This is a genomic window from Thauera aminoaromatica (assembly GCF_000021765.1).
Classification (GTDB): domain Bacteria; phylum Pseudomonadota; class Gammaproteobacteria; order Burkholderiales; family Rhodocyclaceae; genus Thauera; species Thauera aminoaromatica.
Genome location: NC_011662.2, coordinates 3,489,746 through 3,509,044 on the forward strand (window position 1 = coordinate 3,489,746; position 19,299 = coordinate 3,509,044).

At 64.4% G+C, this 19,299-nt stretch carries 8 protein-coding genes, 2 tRNA genes, 3 rRNA genes and 1 riboswitch; of the genes, 5 read left to right on the forward strand and 8 right to left on the reverse strand.

The genetic code is table 11. The features are described 5' to 3' along the window. Position 1 precedes the first annotated feature (1 nt). Both TMZ1T_RS15385 and purL read right to left on the reverse strand, forming a co-directional pair. Positions 2-1,327, reverse strand: a complete 1,326-nt coding sequence (locus TMZ1T_RS15385; RefSeq protein WP_012585864.1) for an HD-GYP domain-containing protein — start codon at positions 1,325-1,327, stop codon at positions 2-4. A 118-nt stretch (positions 1,328-1,445) separates the two neighbouring features. Continuing rightward, complete coding sequence (purL, locus tag TMZ1T_RS15390; RefSeq protein WP_012585865.1) at positions 1,446-5,381, reverse strand: phosphoribosylformylglycinamidine synthase; 3,936 nt, start codon at positions 5,379-5,381, stop codon at positions 1,446-1,448. A gap of 163 nt (positions 5,382-5,544) precedes the next feature. On the opposite strand from purL, the gene TMZ1T_RS15395 reads away from it, so the two are divergent. After that, positions 5,545-6,252: a fumarylacetoacetate hydrolase family protein gene (locus tag TMZ1T_RS15395; protein WP_004317838.1), complete on the forward strand. Its 708-nt coding sequence runs from the start codon at positions 5,545-5,547 to the stop codon at positions 6,250-6,252. A gap of 221 nt (positions 6,253-6,473) precedes the next feature. Here the strand turns inward: TMZ1T_RS15395 and rrf are convergent. The 5 genes from rrf to TMZ1T_RS15420 all read right to left on the reverse strand — a co-directional run bounded on the left by rrf (position 6,474) and on the right by TMZ1T_RS15420 (position 11,665). Continuing rightward, positions 6,474-6,587, reverse strand: a 5S ribosomal RNA gene (rrf, locus tag TMZ1T_RS15400). A 117-nt stretch (positions 6,588-6,704) separates the two neighbouring features. Next, positions 6,705-9,591: ribosomal RNA gene (locus TMZ1T_RS15405) — 23S ribosomal RNA — on the reverse strand. A 289-nt stretch (positions 9,592-9,880) separates the two neighbouring features. Further along, a tRNA-Ala gene (locus tag TMZ1T_RS15410) sits at positions 9,881-9,956 on the reverse strand. Between the two features lie 22 nt (positions 9,957-9,978). Further along, positions 9,979-10,055 (reverse strand) — tRNA-Ile (locus TMZ1T_RS15415). Between the two features lie 71 nt (positions 10,056-10,126). After that, positions 10,127-11,665 (reverse strand): 16S ribosomal RNA (locus tag TMZ1T_RS15420). Together the 16S, 23S and 5S rRNA genes with 2 tRNA genes alongside form the textbook arrangement of a ribosomal RNA operon. Positions 11,666-12,383: 718 nt before the next feature. Further along, positions 12,384-12,470: riboswitch (glycine riboswitch) on the forward strand. Positions 12,471-12,676: 206 nt separating this feature from the next. Between TMZ1T_RS15420 and gcvT the strand changes: the two genes are divergently transcribed. The 4 genes from gcvT to TMZ1T_RS15440 all read left to right on the forward strand — a co-directional run bounded on the left by gcvT (position 12,677) and on the right by TMZ1T_RS15440 (position 18,944). Continuing rightward, positions 12,677-13,768, forward strand: coding sequence for a glycine cleavage system aminomethyltransferase GcvT (gene gcvT / locus TMZ1T_RS15425; protein ID WP_004312585.1), 1,092 nt, complete (start codon positions 12,677-12,679; stop codon positions 13,766-13,768). A 121-nt stretch (positions 13,769-13,889) separates the two neighbouring features. Beyond that, on the forward strand, positions 13,890-14,276 hold the full coding sequence (gene gcvH / locus TMZ1T_RS15430; RefSeq protein WP_004312587.1) for a glycine cleavage system protein GcvH: 387 nt from the start codon (positions 13,890-13,892) through the stop codon (positions 14,274-14,276). Positions 14,277-14,278: 2 nt separating this feature from the next. Continuing rightward, positions 14,279-17,173 (forward strand): aminomethyl-transferring glycine dehydrogenase, encoded by a 2,895-nt coding sequence (gene gcvP / locus TMZ1T_RS15435; protein WP_004312589.1) that lies wholly within the window; start codon positions 14,279-14,281, stop codon positions 17,171-17,173. A 148-nt stretch (positions 17,174-17,321) separates the two neighbouring features. After that, entirely contained in the window at positions 17,322-18,944 is a 1,623-nt protein-coding gene (locus TMZ1T_RS15440) for a glycoside hydrolase family 17 protein (RefSeq protein WP_004312591.1), read from the forward strand. On the opposite strand, the gene TMZ1T_RS20660 is transcribed toward TMZ1T_RS15440, so the two are convergent. After that, positions 18,837-19,271 (reverse strand): hypothetical protein, encoded by a 435-nt coding sequence (locus tag TMZ1T_RS20660; protein WP_138861269.1) that lies wholly within the window; start codon positions 19,269-19,271, stop codon positions 18,837-18,839. The two genes, TMZ1T_RS15440 and TMZ1T_RS20660, sit on opposite strands and share 108 nt — an antisense overlap. Positions 19,272-19,299 lie beyond the last annotated feature (28 nt).

A 19,299-nucleotide genomic window follows, 5' to 3' on the forward strand; every position in this document is an offset into this window, starting at 1 on the left:
TTCAGGCGAGGAAGAAGTCGTTGGGATCGATGCCGAAGGCGTTGGGCGGCAGCGCCTGCAAGATGCGATAGGGCTCGCCGTCGGCGGTGTCGGGCTGCATCAGCAGGTCGAGGGTGCGCGGGAAGCGCTCCACACTCTTGTCGGGGGCGAGCAGCACGAGCACACGCGGCTGCAATCGGCGCACCTGGTTCTGTTGGATCACCACGCCGACCTCGCCGCTGTTGAGTTCGACCAGGGTGCCGATCGGATAGAGGCCGATGCACTGCAGGAACTGGTCGACCAAGGTGTCGCGGAACTGCGTGTTGCGCAGCTGGTTCAGCGTCTCCATGGCGCGCTGGCTGGAGACGGCCTCGCGATAGACGCGGTCGCGGGTCATCGCGCAGTAGGCGTCGGTGATGCCGGCCATCTCCGCCGGCAGCGGGATGCTCATGCCTTCGAGCCCGCGCGGGTAGCCGGTGCCGTCGAAGCGCTCGTGGTGCGCAGCGATGGTCGCCAGCACCTCGGCGTCGAAGTCCCGGTGCGCCTGCAGCAGGCGCACCGTGTGGGTGACATGGGCCTTGACGTGCTCGAACTCACGCTCGTCGAGCGGCCCGGGCTTGCTGAGCAGACCGTAGTCGATCTGCACCTTGCCGATATCCTGCAGCAGGCCGGCGAGGCCGAGCTGATGCACCTGCTTGCCGCTCAGGCCCAAGAAGCGCGCGAACACCATCGCATGCACGGAGACGTTCACCGCGTGGTCGTAGGCGTACTGGTCGGTGCGCTTGAGGCGGGTGAGCCAGAGCAGTGCGTCGGGGTTGCGCTGCACGCCGGCGGCCATCTCGCCGACCAGGCCGCTGATCTGGGGGACGTCGATGGCGACATTGCTGTCGATCGCGAGCTGGGTCTCGCGCAAGGCCCGGAACACGTCATCGACGATCGGTGCCGAGTAGAGCAGCTCGGACTCGAGCCGGCTGCGCCCGTCCTCGATGCGGATGCGCGGGACGTGCGGCTGACGGAGGGTGTGGATCTTGCCTTTGAAGCCGCGCGCGACCTTGATGAAGCGCTGCGCCCCGACACGCGATTCGGTGACGTCGGGGTGCTTGCGCACGAACCCGTCCGCGCCACGCAGGGGCGCGTCCTTGTCGAAGACCTTGGCGCTGTACTGGTCGCCGATCGAGCGTGTGCGATCGATCGTGACCGAACGGCAGTAGTGCTGCAGGGCCCGGAGCTGGTCGACATTCTCCAGCAGGAAGCCCTGCATCATGAATGGTGTCTCGGTCCATGGACGATCGATAGCGACGACGAACATGCCGATCTTCAATTCGCGCGTCGAAATCGTCTGGTTCAATCCATTCCCCCGCAATGCTGTCCGCCACCGTGACCAGCCGGAACCTCTTAACGGCTGACGCTTCGGCGACTTGAGCGGAAACTCACATCGCGTTACCCGGATCGCGTGGTCCCTGCAATCAGCCGAGCCACAAGCGGGCATTGCGGAACATGCGCAGCCAGGGCGAGGCGTCGGGACTGTCCGTGACCAGCCACTGCGGCGCCCACGACATCTGCAGGGTCCGCGCGGTGCGCTCGGGGTGCGGCATCATGATCGTGAAGCGCCCGTCGGCAGTGGTGAAGCCCGTCACACCCTCCGGCGAGCCGTTGGGGTTGGCCGGATAGGTCTGTGCCGGATTGCCGTGGTTGTCCACGTAGCGCAGCGCCAGGAGGGCGCGCTCGCGGTCGGCCTCGCTGTGGAACACCGCCCTGCCCTCGCCATGGCTGACCACGATCGGCATGCGGCTGCCGGCCATGCCCTGGAGCAGGATGGAGGGGCTGTCTGCGACCTCCACCATCACGAAGCGGGCCTCGAACTGTTCACTGCGGTTGCGGTGGAAGGTGGGCCAGGCTTCGGCGCCGGGGATGATCGGCGCGAGGTGGGCCATCATCTGACAGCCGTTGCACACCCCGAGGGCGAAGGTGTCGCTGCGCCCGAAGAAAGCCGCGAACTCGTCGCGCAGGCGGGGGTTGAACAGGATGGACTTGGCCCAGCCCTGCCCGGCGCCGAGCACGTCGCCATAGGAGAAGCCGCCGCAAGCTGCGAGGCCATGGAAGTCGGCCAGGTCGATGCGACCGGCCTGCAGGTCCGACATATGCACGTCGACCGGGGTGAAGCCGGCACGCTCGAAGGCTGCCGCCATCTCGAACTGGGAGTTGACACCCTGCTCGCGCAGCACGACGACCTTGGGACGCGCAGTGCTGGCGATGAAGGGCGCCGCCACGTCCTCCTTGACGTCGAAGGACAGCGCCACCGACAGGCCGGGGTTGCCGGCGTCGGCGAGCGCGTCGAATTCCTGCTGCACCGACTCGGGATCGTCGCGCAGCTTGGCGACGCGATAGCTGGTCTCCGACCACGCCTGCAGCAGCTCGACCCGGCTGGCGGCAAACACGAGTTTGGCGTTGCGGCGGAAGCGGATCTCATCCTTGTCGTTGGGCTCGCCGATGAAGTGGTAAGCGAGCCTGGCCGCGCGCAGCACCTCGGTGATGCGGGAGCGGTCGTCGCGGCGGATCTGGATCACCGCGCCGAGTTCCTCGGCGAAGAGACCGGCGAAGAGGCGGTCGTCGAAACGGCCCTTGAGCGTGTCCGGCTTCTTCTCCAGACCATCGACGTCCATCATGTAGGGGTCGTAGCAAACGGTATCGAGGATCAGCGACAGGCCGCACTTCGCGGCGAAGGCCATCTCGCACACGGTGGCGAAGAGGCCGCCATCGGAACGGTCGTGATAGGCCAGCAGCAGGCCGTCGCGGCGCAGTCGCTGCACGGTTTCGAAGAACGCTGCGAGCTGGGCGGGATCGACATCCGGCGCATGCTCGCCGACTGACTCGTAAGCCTGGGCGAAGGCCGAGCCGCCGAGGCGGTTCTTGCCGTTGCCGAGGTCGATCAGCAGCAGCTCGGTCTCCACGCCTTCATGCAGCTGCAGTTGCGGCGTGAGCGTGCTGCGGATGTCCTGCACGGGGGCGAAGGCGGTGGCGATCAGCGACAGCGGAGCGACGACCTGCTTGTCCTCTTCGCCATCGCGCCAGGCAGTGCGCATCGACAGCGAGTCCTTGCCGACCGGGATCGACAGGCCGGCGCTGACGCAGAACTCGGACACGGCCTTTACGGTGTCGTAAAGACGCGCGTCCTCGCCGCGGTGGCCGGCGGCAGCCATCCAGTTGGCGGAGAGCTTGACGTCGCCGAGCTTCTCGATGTCGGCGGCGGCGATGTTGGTGATTGCCTCACCGATCGCCATGCGGCCCGATGCCGGCGCATCGACGCAGGCCAGCGGCGTGCGCTCGCCCATCGCGAAGGCTTCTCCGCGGTAGCCCTGGAAGCTCATCGCGGTGACCGCGACGTCGGCCACCGGCACCTGCCAAGGCCCGACGAACTGGTCGCGCGCGGTGAGGCCGCCGACCGAGCGATCGCCGATGGTGATCAGGAAGCTCTTGCTGGCCACCGCGGGCACGCGCAGCACGCGCATCCCAGCCTCCTGGAGATCGAAGCCGGTGGTGTCGAAAGGCGGCAGATGCACCGCGCGCCGCGAGACGTTGCGCGTCATCTTCGGCGGCTTGCCGAGCAGCACCTTCATGTCCATGTCCACCGGCTTGTTGCCGAAGTGGCGATCGGACACGGTGAGGTGGCCATCGGCGGTGGCGGTGCCAAGCACCGCGAAGGGGCAGCGCTCGCGCTCGCAGAAGGCCTGGAACATCGGCAGGCTCTCGGGCGCGATCGCGAGCACGTAGCGCTCCTGCGATTCGTTCGACCAGATCTCGCGCGGACTCATGCCCGGCTCTTCGATGTGCACCTCGCGCAGCTCGAAGTGGGCGCCGAGGCCGGCGTGATCGGCGAGCTCGGGCATCGCGTTCGACAGGCCGCCGGCACCGACGTCGTGGATGGCGATGATCGGATTGTTCTCGCCCTGCTGCCAGCACGCGTCGATGACCTCCTGGCAGCGGCGCTGGATCTCGGGGTTGCCGCGCTGCACCGAGGCGAAGTCGAGGTCGGCGGTGTTGGTGCCGGTCGCCATCGACGAGGCCGCGCCGCCACCCAGGCCGATGAGCATGCCCGGGCCGCCAAGCTGGATCAGCAGCGTGCCCGGCGGGAAGGTGGGTTTCTCGGCCTGCCGAGCCTGGATGCTACCCAAGCCGCCGGCGATCATGATCGGCTTGTGGTAGCCGCGCACCTCACCCTGCACTGCCTGCTCGAAGGTGCGGAAGTAGCCGGCGAGGTTGGGGCGGCCGAACTCGTTGTTGAAGGCGGCGGCGCCGATCGGGCCCTCGATCATGATGTCGAGCGCGGAGGCAATGCGCTCGGGCTTGCCGTAGGGCTTCTCCCAGGGCTGGCCAAAGTCGGGGATGTTGAGGTTGGAAACCGTGAAGCCGGCCAGGCCGGCCTTGGGACGAGAGCCGCGGCCGGTCGCACCCTCGTCGCGGATCTCGCCGCCGGCGCCGGTGGCCGCGCCCGGGAAGGGCGAGATCGCGGTCGGGTGGTTGTGGGTCTCGACCTTCGCGAGGATGTGGGTGTCCTCGTCGTGGTAGCGGAACGCGCCGTCCGAGTCCGGGTACAGGCGGGCGATGCGCGCGCCCTCGATCACCGAGGCGTTGTCCGAGTAGGCCACCACCGTGCCCTCGGGGTGGGCCTTGTGCGTGTCCTTGATCATGCCGAACAGCGACTTCTCCATCGGCCGCGCGTCGATCACCCAGTCGGCGTTGAAGATCTTGTGCCGGCAGTGCTCGGAGTTGGCCTGGGCGAACATCATCAGCTCGACGTCGGTGGGGTTGCGCCCCATGCGGCTGAAGTTCTCCACCAGGTAGTCGATCTCGTCTTCGGACAGCGCGAGGCCGAGCTCGCCGTTGGCACGCTCGAGCGCGGCGCGACCACCGGCGAGGATGTCCACGGTCGTGAGCGGCTGCGGCTGGTAGTGGTGGAAGAGCGCCTCGGCCGCCTGCATGCTGTCGAGCACCGACTCGGTCATGCGGTCGTGCAGCAACGCCGCCAGCGCGGTGTTGCCGTCCACCCCGCGCGCGTCGATCGAATAGGCGATGCCGCGCTCGATGCGCACGATCTTATCGAAACCGCACTGGTGCGCGATGTCGGTGGCCTTGGACGACCACGGCGAGATCGTGCCCAAGCGCGGCACCACCAGGCGCAGCGTGCCGGTGGGGGCTGCCGTGCTTGCCGGCCCGGCGTCGAGCAGATCCACCAGACGCGCACGCTCCGCCTCGTCCAGCGCAGCCGAGACTTCGACGAAGTACCAGTGCTCCGCGGCCAGTCCGGCCAGCTTGGGCAACACCTCGCCGACGGCGCGGGAAAGACGTTCCAGACGGGAGGAGGATAGCGCCGGGGCGCCACGCAGCTTGAGGATCGAAGTCATGTTCTCGAGAACCGGGTCGGATACGGGCAGTGCGGAACAGGCGCCAGAACGGGCCACCGTGCCCCCCGATGGGGTGTCCGCGGGCAGGCCCGCATTATAACCGAGCCCCTTCGGCCGCCCCGGTCGTTGTAGACTCCGCGGCTCGATGGTCAAGAGGCCCGAAATGCCCGAAATCAACTACCTGTGGACGCCCCCGGCGCCCGTGTCCCTGCCCGTCCGCGGTACCGGCGCCCGCTTCCCGGTCAATCGCCTGTTCTTCGTCGGCCGCAACTACCAGGCCCACGCGATCGAGATGGGCAGCTCGGTCGACAAGGCCAGCATGCGCCCGGTGTACTTCACCAAGTCCTCCGCCAACCTCGCCCTCTCGGGCGGTACGGCGCCTTACCCACCCGAAACCCGCGACTACCATCACGAGATGGAACTCGTGGTTGCAATCGGCGAGCCCGGTTTCCGCGTCAGCGAATCCTCCGCCCGGCGCATGATCTACGGCTATGCCTGCGGCCTCGACATGACCCGGCGCGACCTGCAGGCCACGGCCAAGGCCAGGGGCAATCCCTGGGATCTCGCCAAGAACGTGGAGAGTGGGGCCGTGTGCGGCGAAATCCAGCCCGCCGCCGGCCAGGTCCTGCGCAACGGGGAGATCGTGCTAAGGGTCAATGGTGAAGTCCGCCAGCGTGCCGATCTATCCGACATGATCTGGAGCATCCCGGAGATCATCGCCGATCTGTCGTCCTACTACCACCTGCAGCCTGGCGATCTGATCTACACCGGCACACCGGAAGGCGTCGGCCCCGTCCGACCGGGAGATCGCCTGGAAGGCTCGGTGCAAGGGGCGGGCAAAATAGAGTTCGAGATCGGCCAGGCCGAATAAGCCACGGAGGAAGTCCGCCGTCACCTCGGCGCAGTCGTCATGCCATCACGGCCACATTCTTGCCTTGCGGCGGTCCTGCACCGTAACGTTTGCAGGCCGGCTTCGTTCGCAGCCCGGGTCGGCGCCCGGCGCTGGCGTCGCGGGCTGCCGTTGCGTTCTGCGTAGACGGCACGACGCCCCAGGCACGGATGTGTGCGTGGGGCGTTGTGTTGGTGTGGTTAGTCTGACGATGACCTACTTTCACGAGGGCGGACCTCACTATCATCGGCGCGTGTGCGTTTCACGGTCCTGTTCGGGAAGGGAAGGGGTGGTTCCACACAGCTATGGTCGTCAGACTTTGACTTGTTGCCTGCGTGGTTTGCAGGCCAAAGTTAGGAAGAAGTGTTGTGTGATTGTCTGGTTGCGTTGTTTTGGCAACCAGGGGGTTGAGTTCGTTTTGTTTTGAAGGTTATAGGATCAAGCCACACGGGCAATTAGTACCGGTTAGCTGAACGTGTTGCCACGCTTACACACCCGGCCTATCAACGTTGTGGTCTTCAACGACCCTTCAGGGGGCTCGAGGCCCCGGGGAAGTCTCATCTTGAGGCGAGTTTCCCGCTTAGATGCTTTCAGCGGTTATCTCTTCCGCACATAGCTACCCGGCGATGCGACTGGCGTCACAACCGGTACACCAGGGGTGCGTCCACTCCGGTCCTCTCGTACTAGGAGCAGGCCCTCTCAAACTTCCAGCGCCCACGGCAGATAGGGACCAAACTGTCTCACGACGTTTTAAACCCAGCTCACGTACCACTTTAAATGGCGAACAGCCATACCCTTGGGACCGGCTACAGCCCCAGGATGTGATGAGCCGACATCGAGGTGCCAAACTCCGCCGTCGATGTGAACTCTTGGGCGGAATCAGCCTGTTATCCCCAGAGTACCTTTTATCCGTTGAGCGATGGCCCTTCCATACAGAACCACCGGATCACTATGACCTGCTTTCGCACCTGCTCGACTTGTGGGTCTCGCAGTCAAGCCACCTTTTGCCATTGCACTATCAGTACGATGTCCGACCGTACCTAGGTGACCTTCGTACTCCTCCGTTACCTTTTGGGAGGAGACCGCCCCAGTCAAACTGCCCACCATGCACGGTCCCCGACCTGGATTCACAGGCCTGGGTTAGAACCTCGACGACACCAGGGTGGTATTTCAAGGTTGGCTCCACCGGAACTGGCGTCCCGGTTTCAAAGCCTCCCACCTATCCTACACAAGTCCCGTCAAAGTCCAATGCAAAGCTACAGTAAAGGTTCATGGGGTCTTTCCGTCTAGCCGCGGGGAGATTGCATCTTCACAAACATTTCAACTTCGCTGAGTCTCAGGAGGAGACAGTGTGGCCATCGTTACGCCATTCGTGCAGGTCGGAACTTACCCGACAAGGAATTTCGCTACCTTAGGACCGTTATAGTTACGGCCGCCGTTTACCGGGGCTTCGATCAAGAGCTTGCACCCCATCACTTAACCTTCCGGCACCGGGCAGGCGTCACACCCTATACGTCCACTTTCGTGTTTGCAGAGTGCTGTGTTTTTAATAAACAGTCGCAGCCACCGATTCTCTGCGACCCCGTTCCGCTCCGGCCGCGAGGGCCTTCACGTACCAGGGGCATACCTTCTCCCGAAGTTACGGTATCAATTTGCCGAGTTCCTTCTCCTGAGTTCTCTCAAGCGCCTTGGTATTCTCTACCAGCCCACCTGTGTCGGTTTGCGGTACGGTCACTCTTAGACTGAAGCTTAGAGGCTTTTCCTGGAAGCTGGGTATCACTCGCTTCGGATCCGAGGATCCTCGTCATCACGCCTCATCTAAGCCACGCGGATTTGCCTACGCGGCACGACTACACGCTTAAACCACCTATTCCAACAGATGGCCGAGCTAACCTTCTCCGTCCCCCCATCGCATCTAAGAGCGGTACAGGAATATTGACCTGTTTCCCATCGACTACGCATTTCTGCCTCGCCTTAGGGGCCGACTCACCCTGCGCCGATGAACGTTGCGCAGGAAACCTTGGGCTTACGGCGAGGGTGCTTTTCACACCCTTTATCGCTACTCATGTCAGCATTCGCACTTCCGATACCTCCAGCATCCCTTACGAGACACCTTCGCAGGCTTACGGAACGCTCCCCTACCACGTGTCAAAGACACATCCGCAGCTTCGGTTCATGGCTTGAGCCCCGTTACATCTTCCGCGCAGGACGACTCGACTAGTGAGCTATTACGCTTTCTTTAAAGGATGGCTGCTTCTAAGCCAACCTCCTAGCTGTCTATGCCTTCCCACCTCGTTTGCCACTTAGCCATGCATTTGGGACCTTAGCTGGCGGTCTGGGTTGTTTCCCTCTTGACACCGGACGTTAGCACCCGATGTCTGTCTGCCGTATATCACTTTGCGGTATTCGGAGTTTGCTATCGCGGGGTAGATCGCAATGACCCCCCCAACGATTACAGTGCTCTACCCCCGCAAGTGTCCGTACGACGCACTACCTAAATAGTTTTCGGGGAGAACCAGCTATTTCCGGATTTGTTTAGCCTTTCACCCCTATCCACAGCTCATCCCCTAACTTTTCAACGTTAGTGGGTTCGGACCTCCAGTACCTGTTACGGCACCTTCATCCTGGCCATGGATAGATCATCCGGTTTCGGGTCTACGCCCAGCTACTCTGACGCCCTTATCAGACTCGCTTTCGCTACGCCTCCCCTATTCGGTTAAGCTCGCAACTGAACGTAAGTCGCTGACCCATTATACAAAAGGTACGCAGTCACCCCTTTCGAGGCTCCCACTGTTTGTATGCATGCGGTTTCAGGATCTATTTCACTCCCCTCCCGGGGTTCTTTTCGCCTTTCCCTCACGGTACTGGTTCACTATCGGTCGATCACGAGTATTTAGCCTTGGAGGATGGTCCCCCCATCTTCAGACAGGATTTCTCGTGTCCCGCCCTACTTGTCGCACGCTCAGACCCGCCACCGGCTTTTCGCATACGGGACTATCACCCTGTATCGTCGGACTTTCCAGACCGTTTTGCTAAGCTGATGGTTTAGTCGTGCAGGCTCTTCCGTGTTCGCTCGCCACTACTTACGGAATCTCGGTTGATTTCTTTTCCTCGAGCTACTTAGATGTTTCAGTTCGCTCGGTTCGCCTCTACACACCTATGTATTCAGTGTGAGATGACCCTTGCGGGCCGGGTTTCCCCATTCGGACATCGTGGGATCAATGCTCTATTGCCAGCTCCCCCACGCTTTTCGCAGGCTTACACGTCCTTCATCGCCTGTGATCGCCAAGGCATCCACCACATGCACTTAGTCGCTTGATCCTATAACCTTGGACCCTCTTCGATGTTGCCATCCCGAAGGCCCGCGTACAGGAACGAACTCGTTTGTGCGATCCAGCCTGCGCTGACAAGCTCAGCCTGGATCGATGCAATCACACAACTTGCAGTACGCACCGGCTCGGTACGTACTACACTTCTTCCACTTTGTTAAAGAGCAAACCTCTACGCGCGACAGCCGAAGCTGCCGACCAAGAAGTAAGAGATGACGACGCCACGATCTTCGAGCGCCATCGACATCTCTTACTTCTCGAACCTGTTGCTTGGACAGTCCTGGTGGAGCTGGTCGGGATCGAACCGACGACCTACGGCTTGCAAAGCCGCCGCTCTCCCAGCTGAGCTACAGCCCCCCTGTCTCGAGCAACCCTTGATTGGTGGGTCTGGTTGGGTTCGAACCAACGACCCCCGCCTTATCAAGACGGTGCTCTAACCAGCTGAGCTACAGACCCTCATCCGAGGCTCTTCTCGCCTGAACAACCGATAAGTTGTGGATACTTGGCCATCATGGCCTGATCTCTTGAAAGGAGGTGATCCAGCCGCACCTTCCGATACGGCTACCTTGTTACGACTTCACCCCAGTCATGAATCTCACCGTGGTAAGCGCCCTCCCGAAGGTTAAGCTACCTACTTCTGGTGAAACCCACTCCCATGGTGTGACGGGCGGTGTGTACAAGACCCGGGAACGTATTCACCGCAGCATGCTGATCTGCGATTACTAGCGATTCCGACTTCACGTAGTCGAGTTGCAGACTACGATCCGGACTACGATCGGCTTTAAGGGATTGGCTCCACCTCGCGGCTTGGCAACCCTCTGTACCGACCATTGTATGACGTGTGAAGCCCTACCCATAAGGGCCATGAGGACTTGACGTCATCCCCACCTTCCTCCGGTTTGTCACCGGCAGTCTCACTAGAGTGCCCAACCAAATGATGGCAACTAGTGACAAGGGTTGCGCTCGTTGCGGGACTTAACCCAACATCTCACGACACGAGCTGACGACAGCCATGCAGCACCTGTGTTCTGGCTCCCGAAGGCACCCTCGCCTCTCAGCAAGGTTCCAGACATGTCAAGGGTAGGTAAGGTTTTTCGCGTTGCATCGAATTAATCCACATCATCCACCGCTTGTGCGGGTCCCCGTCAATTCCTTTGAGTTTTAACCTTGCGGCCGTACTCCCCAGGCGGTCGACTTCACGCGTTAGCTGCGTCACTCAGTGCATTGCTGCTCCGAACGACTAGTCGACATCGTTTAGGGCGTGGACTACCAGGGTATCTAATCCTGTTTGCTCCCCACGCTTTCGTGCATGAGCGTCAGTACAGGCCCAGGGGGCTGCCTTCGCCATCGGTGTTCCTCCTGATCTCTACGCATTTCACTGCTACACCAGGAATTCCACCCCCCTCTGCCGTACTCTAGCCTTGCAGTCACAAACGCAGTTCCCAGGTTAAGCCCGGGGATTTCACATCTGTCTTACAAAACCGCCTGCGCACGCTTTACGCCCAGTAATTCCGATTAACGCTCGCACCCTACGTATTACCGCGGCTGCTGGCACGTAGTTAGCCGGTGCTTCTTAGTCCGGTACCGTCATCCATGGCCTATGTTAGAGACCACGATTTCTTCCCGGCCGAAAGAGCTTTACAACCCGAAGGCCTTCTTCACTCACGCGGCATGGCTGGATCAGGCTTGCGCCCATTGTCCAAAATTCCCCACTGCTGCCTCCCGTAGGAGTCTGGGCCGTGTCTCAGTCCCAGTGTGGCGGATCATCCTCTCAGACCCGCTACGGATCGTCGCCTAGGTGAGCCTTTACCTCACCTACTAGCTAATCCGACATCGGCCGCTCCAATCGCGCGAGGTTCCGAAGAATCCCCCGCTTTCCCCCTCAGGGCGTATGCGGTATTAGCGTAGCTTTCGCTACGTTATCCCCCACGACATGGGCACGTTCCGATGCATTACTCACCCGTTCGCCACTCGCCGGCAGGCCGAAGCCCCCGCTGCCGTTCGACTTGCATGTGTAAAGCATGCCGCCAGCGTTCAATCTGAGCCAGGATCAAACTCTTAAGTTCAATCCAGCAAAGTACTCAAAATACTGACTTACATCAGCATGAGCACCAATCATTGTGATACCTATGCGACCAAAGTCGCCGACCACAACAACCAAGCACCCACACTTATCGGTTGTCCAAGTTTTTAAAGAATCGCTGCGCTGCCGCAGCGAAGAAGCGAGATTATGTAGAACCTACATCACCCTGTCAAGCATCTCGCGAATCTTTTTTTGCGCCGCCCCGCCAAAAACACGGAACAACAAGACCCGCAACACCCGACTGCCTCTCCCTTCCCGCCCCGCTGCGCCTGAACTCAAGCACCGCTGCGCTGGAAGAGGTGCGCATTATAGACAACCAAATCCTGAAGTCAAGAAAAAACAACAAAAAACCTCTCCGACCAATCCAGGAACACCCGCACCAGCACACCAGCCCCAAGCACCACGCCGCGCAAAACCACAGGCCATCCACGCCAAGCACACTCGACCTGCGTCGCCCTCGCACGACGCCAACCAAAGAAATCCCCGCCCCCCTTGCATCCGACAACCGCGAACGGCCGATCGGATCGGCACCACGCTCCAATGGCAATTGCGCTCCTAAGCCCGACTTGCGTCGTACCTGCATCGCGAGAGTTGCTTTGCAGCCCCCGGAGGTCGATGCCAGGCGCTCTAAGCTTCGCGACGATGGCGCGCGCGGACGCATCCGTCGCGGTTGCGGCACCGTGGGGCAAGTGATATCGTCCGCGCGACACGCGGGAGAGAACTCCTCGATGGAGTCGCCGAAGGCGCAACCCCCGGAACCGCTCAGGCAAAAGGACCGCGTGCGCAGCAAAAGTCTGGAGAGCGGTACGGGCGCAAGGCGCCGGCGTATCCACCGAAGGGGCACACCGTCGTCAGCCGTAACATCGCATACATATATGTCTGCAGATGCCACGCGATCACGGGAAAATCTCTCAGGTAAAAGGACAGATGGGGCGTGCTCGGTGACAAACCGTACCCGCCCCTTTCTCGTTCACCCTGACGGAGCGCCTTCGCGATGACTATCGCTGCCAAACAGACCCCCCTCCACGCCGCCCACGTCGCCGCCGGCGCACGCATGGTCGACTTCGCCGGCTGGGACATGCCGGTGAACTACGGTTCGCAGATCGAGGAGCATCACGCCGTGCGCCGCGACGCCGGCATGTTCGACGTCTCGCACATGCTCGCCCTCGACCTCGCCGGCCCCGACGCAACCACCTGGCTGCGCGGTCTGCTCGCCAACGACGTCGCCAAGCTCAAGGATAACGGCAAGGCGCTCTACTCCTGCATGCTCAACGAGCGCGGCGGCGTGATCGACGACCTGATCGTCTACCGCTTCAGCGATGCCGACTACCGCATCGTCGTAAACGCCGGCACCGCCGACAAGGACGTCGCCTGGATGCGCCAGCGCATCGCCGCGACCGGTGCCAACGTGACCCTGCAGGCGCGCCGCGACCTGGCGATGATTGCCGTCCAGGGTCCGCGCGCGATCGAGCGCGCCACCTTGGCCCTGCCGGAGCTCTCCACCGCCAACGGCGTGCCCGCCCCCTTCTTTGGCGCTCGCGTGGGCGACCTGCTGATCGCACGTACCGGCTACACCGGCGAGGACGGACTGGAGATCGCCGTCCCCGCGAGCCGCGCCGAGGCGATGTGGAATGCGCTCGCCGCCGCCGGTGTGCGTCCCTGCGGCCTGGGCGCGCGCGACACCCTACGGCTGGAAGCCGGCATGAACCTCTACGGCCAAGACATGGACGACCACGTTTCCCCCCTGAATGCCGGCCTGTCGTGGACGGTGGACATGAAGGACGAGGCGCGCGACTTCCTCGGTCGCGCCGCGCTGCAGGCCAACCCTGCCAGTCAGCGCCTGCTTGGCCTCATCCTCGAGGACAAGGGCGTGCTGCGCTCGCACATGAAGGTCTTCACCTCCGGCGGCGAAGGCGAGACCACCAGCGGAAGCTTCTCGCCCACGCTGGAAAAGTCGATCGCCTTCGCACGCGTCCCTCTCGCGACGCAGCCGGGCGAAGCCGTCGAGGTGGACATTCGCGGCAAGCGCCTGAAGGCACGCACCGTCAAGCTGCCCTTCGTACGTAACGGCAAGGCCCTCGTCTGACCCGATGTCCGAGGGCGGCCATCGAGCCGCCCTTCATGTCGCAGCCGCACATCACCGACGAGCCGGACGCAACACTGCATTTCTTCACCCGCACACCCCATCTTCCCGACCGGAGAGCACCATGAGCAACGTTCCCAGCACCCTCAAGTACACCAAGTCCCACGAATGGATCCGCGTCGAGGACGACGGCACCCTGACCATCGGCGTCACCGACCACGCCCAGGAGGCCCTCGGCGACATCGTCTTCCTCGAACTGCCGGAAGCCGGCCGCGCGCTGTCCGCCGGCGAAGCCTGCGCGGTGATCGAATCGGTCAAGGCTGCCTCCGACATCTACGCCCCCGTGGCAGGTGAAGTGATCGCCAACAATCAGGACGCGATCGACGCCCCCGAGAGCGTCAACGCCGACGCGTACTCCGCCTGGCTGTTCAAGCTCGCGCCGGCCAACGCCGCCGACGTCGCCGCGCTGATGGACGCCGCAGCCTACGAAGCGGAAATCGCCCAGGCCTGACCATGACCGACACCCTGCTCTCCGCCCCGCTCGCCCGCCTCGAGCAGCGCGACGCCTTCGTCCACCGCCACCTCGGCCCCGATGCGGGCGAGATCGGGCGCATGTGCGCGAGCATCGGCGTCGCCGACGTCGACGCCCTGATCGCGCAGACCGTGCCTGCCGGCATCCGCCTCGCGTCGCCGCTGCCGCTCGCCGGCGCGATGCCCGAGCACGAGGCGCTTGCCCGCCTGAAGGCCATCGCCGGCCGCAACGTGGTGAAGAAGTCCCTGATCGGTCAGGGCTACTACGGCACCCACGTCCCCGCGGTCGTGCTGCGCAACGTGCTCGAGAACCCGGGCTGGTACACCGCCTACACGCCCTACCAGGCCGAGATCTCCCAAGGCCGCCTCGAAGCCCTGCTGAACTACCAGCAGATGGTGATCGACCTCACCGGCCTGGAGCTCGCCAACGCCTCGCTGCTCGACGAGGCCACCGCCGCCGCCGAGGCGATGACGATGGCCCGGCGCGTATCGAAGTCGAAGTCGAACGTGTTCTTCATCGACGAGGCCTGCTTCGCGCAGACCATCGACGTGGTGCGCACCCGTGCGCACTACTTCGGCTACGAGCTGGTCTACGGCAAGGCTGCCGAGGCTGGCAGCCACGACTGCTTCGGCGCGCTGCTGCAGTACCCGAACGCACGCGGCGAGGTCGTCGACCTCACGGCCCCGATCGCAGAACTCAAGGCCAAGGGCGCCGTGGTCGCGGTCGCCAGCGATCTGATGGCCCTGGTGCTGCTCAAGAGCCCCGGCGCCATGGGCGCCGACATCGCGCTCGGTTCGGCGCAGCGCTTCGGCGTGCCGATGGGCTTCGGCGGCCCGCATGCCGCCTTCTTCGCGACCCGCGAAAGCTACGTGCGCTCAATGCCCGGCCGTATCATCGGCGTCTCCAAGGACGCGCGTGGCAAGACCGCGCTGCGCATGACGCTGCAGACCCGTGAGCAGCACATCCGCCGCGAAAAGGCGAACTCCAACATCTGCACCTCGCAGGTGCTGCTGGCCAACCTCTCCGGCTTCTACGCCGTCTATCACGGCCCGCAGGGCCTGCGCACCATCGCCGCGCGCATCCACCGCCTCGCCGCGGTGCTCGCCGCCGGCCTGCGCGAGGCCGGCTTCGGCCTGCACGACCGTGCCTTCTTCGACACCGTCGAGGTCGAGGTCGGCGCGCGCGCGCCCACCATCCTGCGCGCGGCCGAGGAAGCCGGCTTCAACCTGCGCAGCGTCTCCGGCACCACGCTCGGTCTGTCGGTGGATGAGACCACCACCCGCGAGGACATCGCCACGATCCTCGGCTGCTTCGGCGCCTCCACCGACGTCAGCGCGATCGACGCCCGCGTCGCGGCCGCAGGCGGCGCCCTGCCGGCGGAACTGCTGCGCAGCGACGCCGTGCTCGCGCACCCGGTGTTCAACACGCACCACACCGAGCACGAGATGCTGCGCTACCTCAAGAAGCTGCAGAACCGCGACCTCGCGCTCGACCACTCGATGATCTCGCTCGGCTCGTGCACGATGAAGCTGAACGCCACCAGCGAGATGATCCCGATCACCTGGCCGGAGTTCGCCAACCTGCACCCGTTCGCGCCGCGCGAGCAGGCCGCCGGCTACCTCGAGATGATCGAGGGCCTGGCCGACTACCTGCGCGCGGTCACCGGCTTCCCGGCGATCAGCATGCAGCCGAACTCGGGTGCGCAGGGCGAGTACGCCGGCCTGGTGGCGATCGCGCGCTACCACGCCAGCCGCGGCGAGGCCAACCGCAAGATCTGCCTGATCCCGAAGTCCGCCCACGGCACCAACCCGGCGACCGCTCAGATGTGCGGCATGCAGGTGGTGGTGGTCGAGTGCGACGACAACGGCAACGTCGACGTCGCCGACCTCAAGGCCAAGGCGGAGAAGCACGCCGCCGACCTGGCCGCACTGATGATCACCTACCCGTCCACCCACGGCGTGTTCGAGGAGTCGATCCGCGAGATCTGCACCATCGTCCACCAGTACGGAGGTCAGGTGTACATGGACGGCGCCAACCTCAACGCGCAGGTTGGCCTGACCTCGCCGGCGACGATCGGCGCCGACGTGTCGCACATGAACCTGCACAAGACCTTCTGCATCCCGCACGGCGGCGGCGGTCCGGGCATGGGGCCGATCGGCCTGGCGGCGCACCTCGCGCCCTTCATGGCCGACCACGTGATCCAGCCCACCGGCGGCGCCGGCCGGCCCAACCTGGGCCAGGGCGCAGTCTCGGCCGCGCCCTTCGGCTCAGCGAGCATCCTGCCGATCTCGTGGATGTACATCACGATGATGGGCGGCGAAGGCCTCAAGCAGGCGACCGAGGTGGCGATCCTCAACGCCAACTACCTGGCCGCACGCCTGAAGGATCACTACCCGGTGCTCTACACCGGCAGCAAGGGCCGGGTCGCGCACGAGTGCATCCTCGACATCCGTCCGATCAAGGCGACCACCGGCATCTCCGAGGTCGACATCGCCAAGCGCCTGATGGACTACGGCTTCCACGCGCCGACCATGTCGTTCCCGGTGGCAGGCACGATCATGGTCGAGCCGACCGAGTCGGAAGACCTCGGCGAGCTCGAGCGCTTCGTCGCCGCGATGATCGCGATCCGCGACGAGATCCGCCAGATCGAAGCCGGCAACTGGCCGGCCGAGGACAACCCGCTCAAGCACGCGCCGCACACCCAGGCCGACTTCCTCGGCGACTGGAAGCGGCCCTACTCGCGCGAGCAGGCGGTGTTCCCGTTGCCCTGGGTGGCCGAGAACAAGTTCTGGCCCAGCGTCAATCGCATCGACGACGTCTATGGCGACCGCAACCTGTTCTGCGCCTGCGTGCCGATGAGCGACTACGCCGAGTGAGCGCCGCCCGCAGCGGCGAACCACGCCCCGAGCGCTGGTAGAATCCGCCAGCCTCGGCAGCAAGAGCCACGCCCGCGGGTGTGGCTCTTTTTTTGCCGCCAGCCCTCCCCACCACCTACCCCCCCGAACCTGGAAGGAACCGGACACGGTGATCTTCGCTCCGCGCACCAACCGCAGCCAGCTCTGGCTCGCCCTGCTCATCGCCAGCACCACCATGCTCCTGCTGCTCGCCGCCATGCTGTGGCTGCAGACGCGCCCGGTGCGCATGCACGACCTGCACCTCGCCGAGGGCGAGAAGCTGCGCTGCGTGTCCTACGCCCCCTATCATCGCCCGGGGCAGACCCCGCTCCTCGAAGACACCCGCATCGAGCGCGAGCAGATCGCCGCCGACCTCGCCGCGCTGGCGAAGATCACCGACTGCGTGCGCCTGTACTCGATCGACCAGGGCCTCGAGCACGTCCCCGAGCTCGCCCGTCCGCTCGGTCTGAAAGTGCTGCTCGGCGCCTGGATCGGCTACGAGAAGACGAAGAACGCCCGCGAACTCGAGCGCGCGATCGCGCTCGCCAACGCCAACGCCGACGTCGTGCGTGCGCTCATCGTCGGCAACGAGGTCCTGCTGCGCCGCGAGCGCACCGAGGACGAGATGCGCGAACTCATCCGTCACGCCAAGGCGCATGCGAAGGTGCCGGTCACCTACGCCGACGTGTGGGAGTTCTGGACCCGCCACGACAGTCTCGCCAACGAGGTCGACTTCGTCACCGTGCACATCCTGCCCTTCTGGGAGGACGAACCGGTCGACATCGAGCTCGCGCTCCAGCACGTGGCCGAAACGCGGCGCCACGTCGGTGAGCACTTCGCCGGCAAGAAGATCCTCATCGGCGAGACCGGCTGGCCGAGCGCGGGCCGCCAGCGCGAGGAATCGAAGCCCTCCCGGGTCAACCAGGCGCGCTACATCCGCGAGTTCGTCCATCGCGCGCATGCCGAAGGCTGGGACTACAACCTCATCGAGGCCATCGACCAGCCCTGGAAGCGCCGCCTCGAAGGCACGGTGGGCGGCTTCTGGGGCATGCTCGACGCCGACAGCCTGGAGCCCAAGTTCCCGCTCGCCGGTGCGGTGGCCGAGCGCGAAGGCGTGGCCGGTCCGGTCGGCGGCGCTGCGGTCGGCGGCGTGCTCGCCTTCCTGCTCGCGACCACCGGCCGACGCACGCGCTGCCTGCGCGCAAGCGCGATCGCCGCCGCAGGCACACTCGGCGGAATGATCACGGTGCTGCACTGGGAACACGCCCACCTGGCCTACCGCGATGCGCTGGAGTGGAGCCTGCTCGGCGGTGTCGCCGCGCTCGGCGCCCTGCTGCCGCTCACGCTCGCGCGCTGGCATGGCGAGCCCGTGCCCGCCACCGGCCGCGCCGCGCGCATCCTGCGGCATGGCGAACCCCTGCGCGCCAAGGCCGGCGCGCTCGGCCTGCTGCGCGGCCTGCTGCTCTTCGCAGCCGCGGTGGCCGCGCTGCTGCTGTGGGTCGATCCGCGCTACCGCGACTTCCCCACCCTGCTCTACCTGGTGCCGGCGGTGGTGCTCGGTGTCGTCGGCTGGTGGCGCGCCGACACCACGCGCAGCGAGATCACCCTCGCGCTGGTCATCCTCATCGGCGTGGTCGCGCGCTGGTCAAGCGAGCCGGCCAACCCCCAGGCGGTCGCCTGGCTGCTCACCGGGCTCGCGCTGGCCCTGCCCGTGCTGCTGGTGCGCTCGCACCAGCACGAGCAGCGCGAGTAGGGCGCCGACCGCGGCCGGGTCGTAGCTGTACAGCACCAGGCCGGCCACTCCACACAGCCAGCCCGCCCAGGCCAGGCCGCGACTGGCACGCACAAAGGCGAGCACGCCCGCGACGAGGCTCACCCAGCCGATGCGCTGGTCGAGGAAGCTGTGCACGAAGGCCTGCTTGAACAGGCAGGCCAGCGCGGGCGCATCGGCGGCCGTGCAGTCGCGCGGCAGCACCCCGGCCTCGAGCACGCCGTGGCGCAACCAGAGCGCGAGTGCGGCGAGCGCGAGTCCGGCAAGGAGCGGACGGGCGACGCCATATTTGAGCAAATTAGTTGGCATTGGGATACGCTTTCCCTTCAAAATCAGC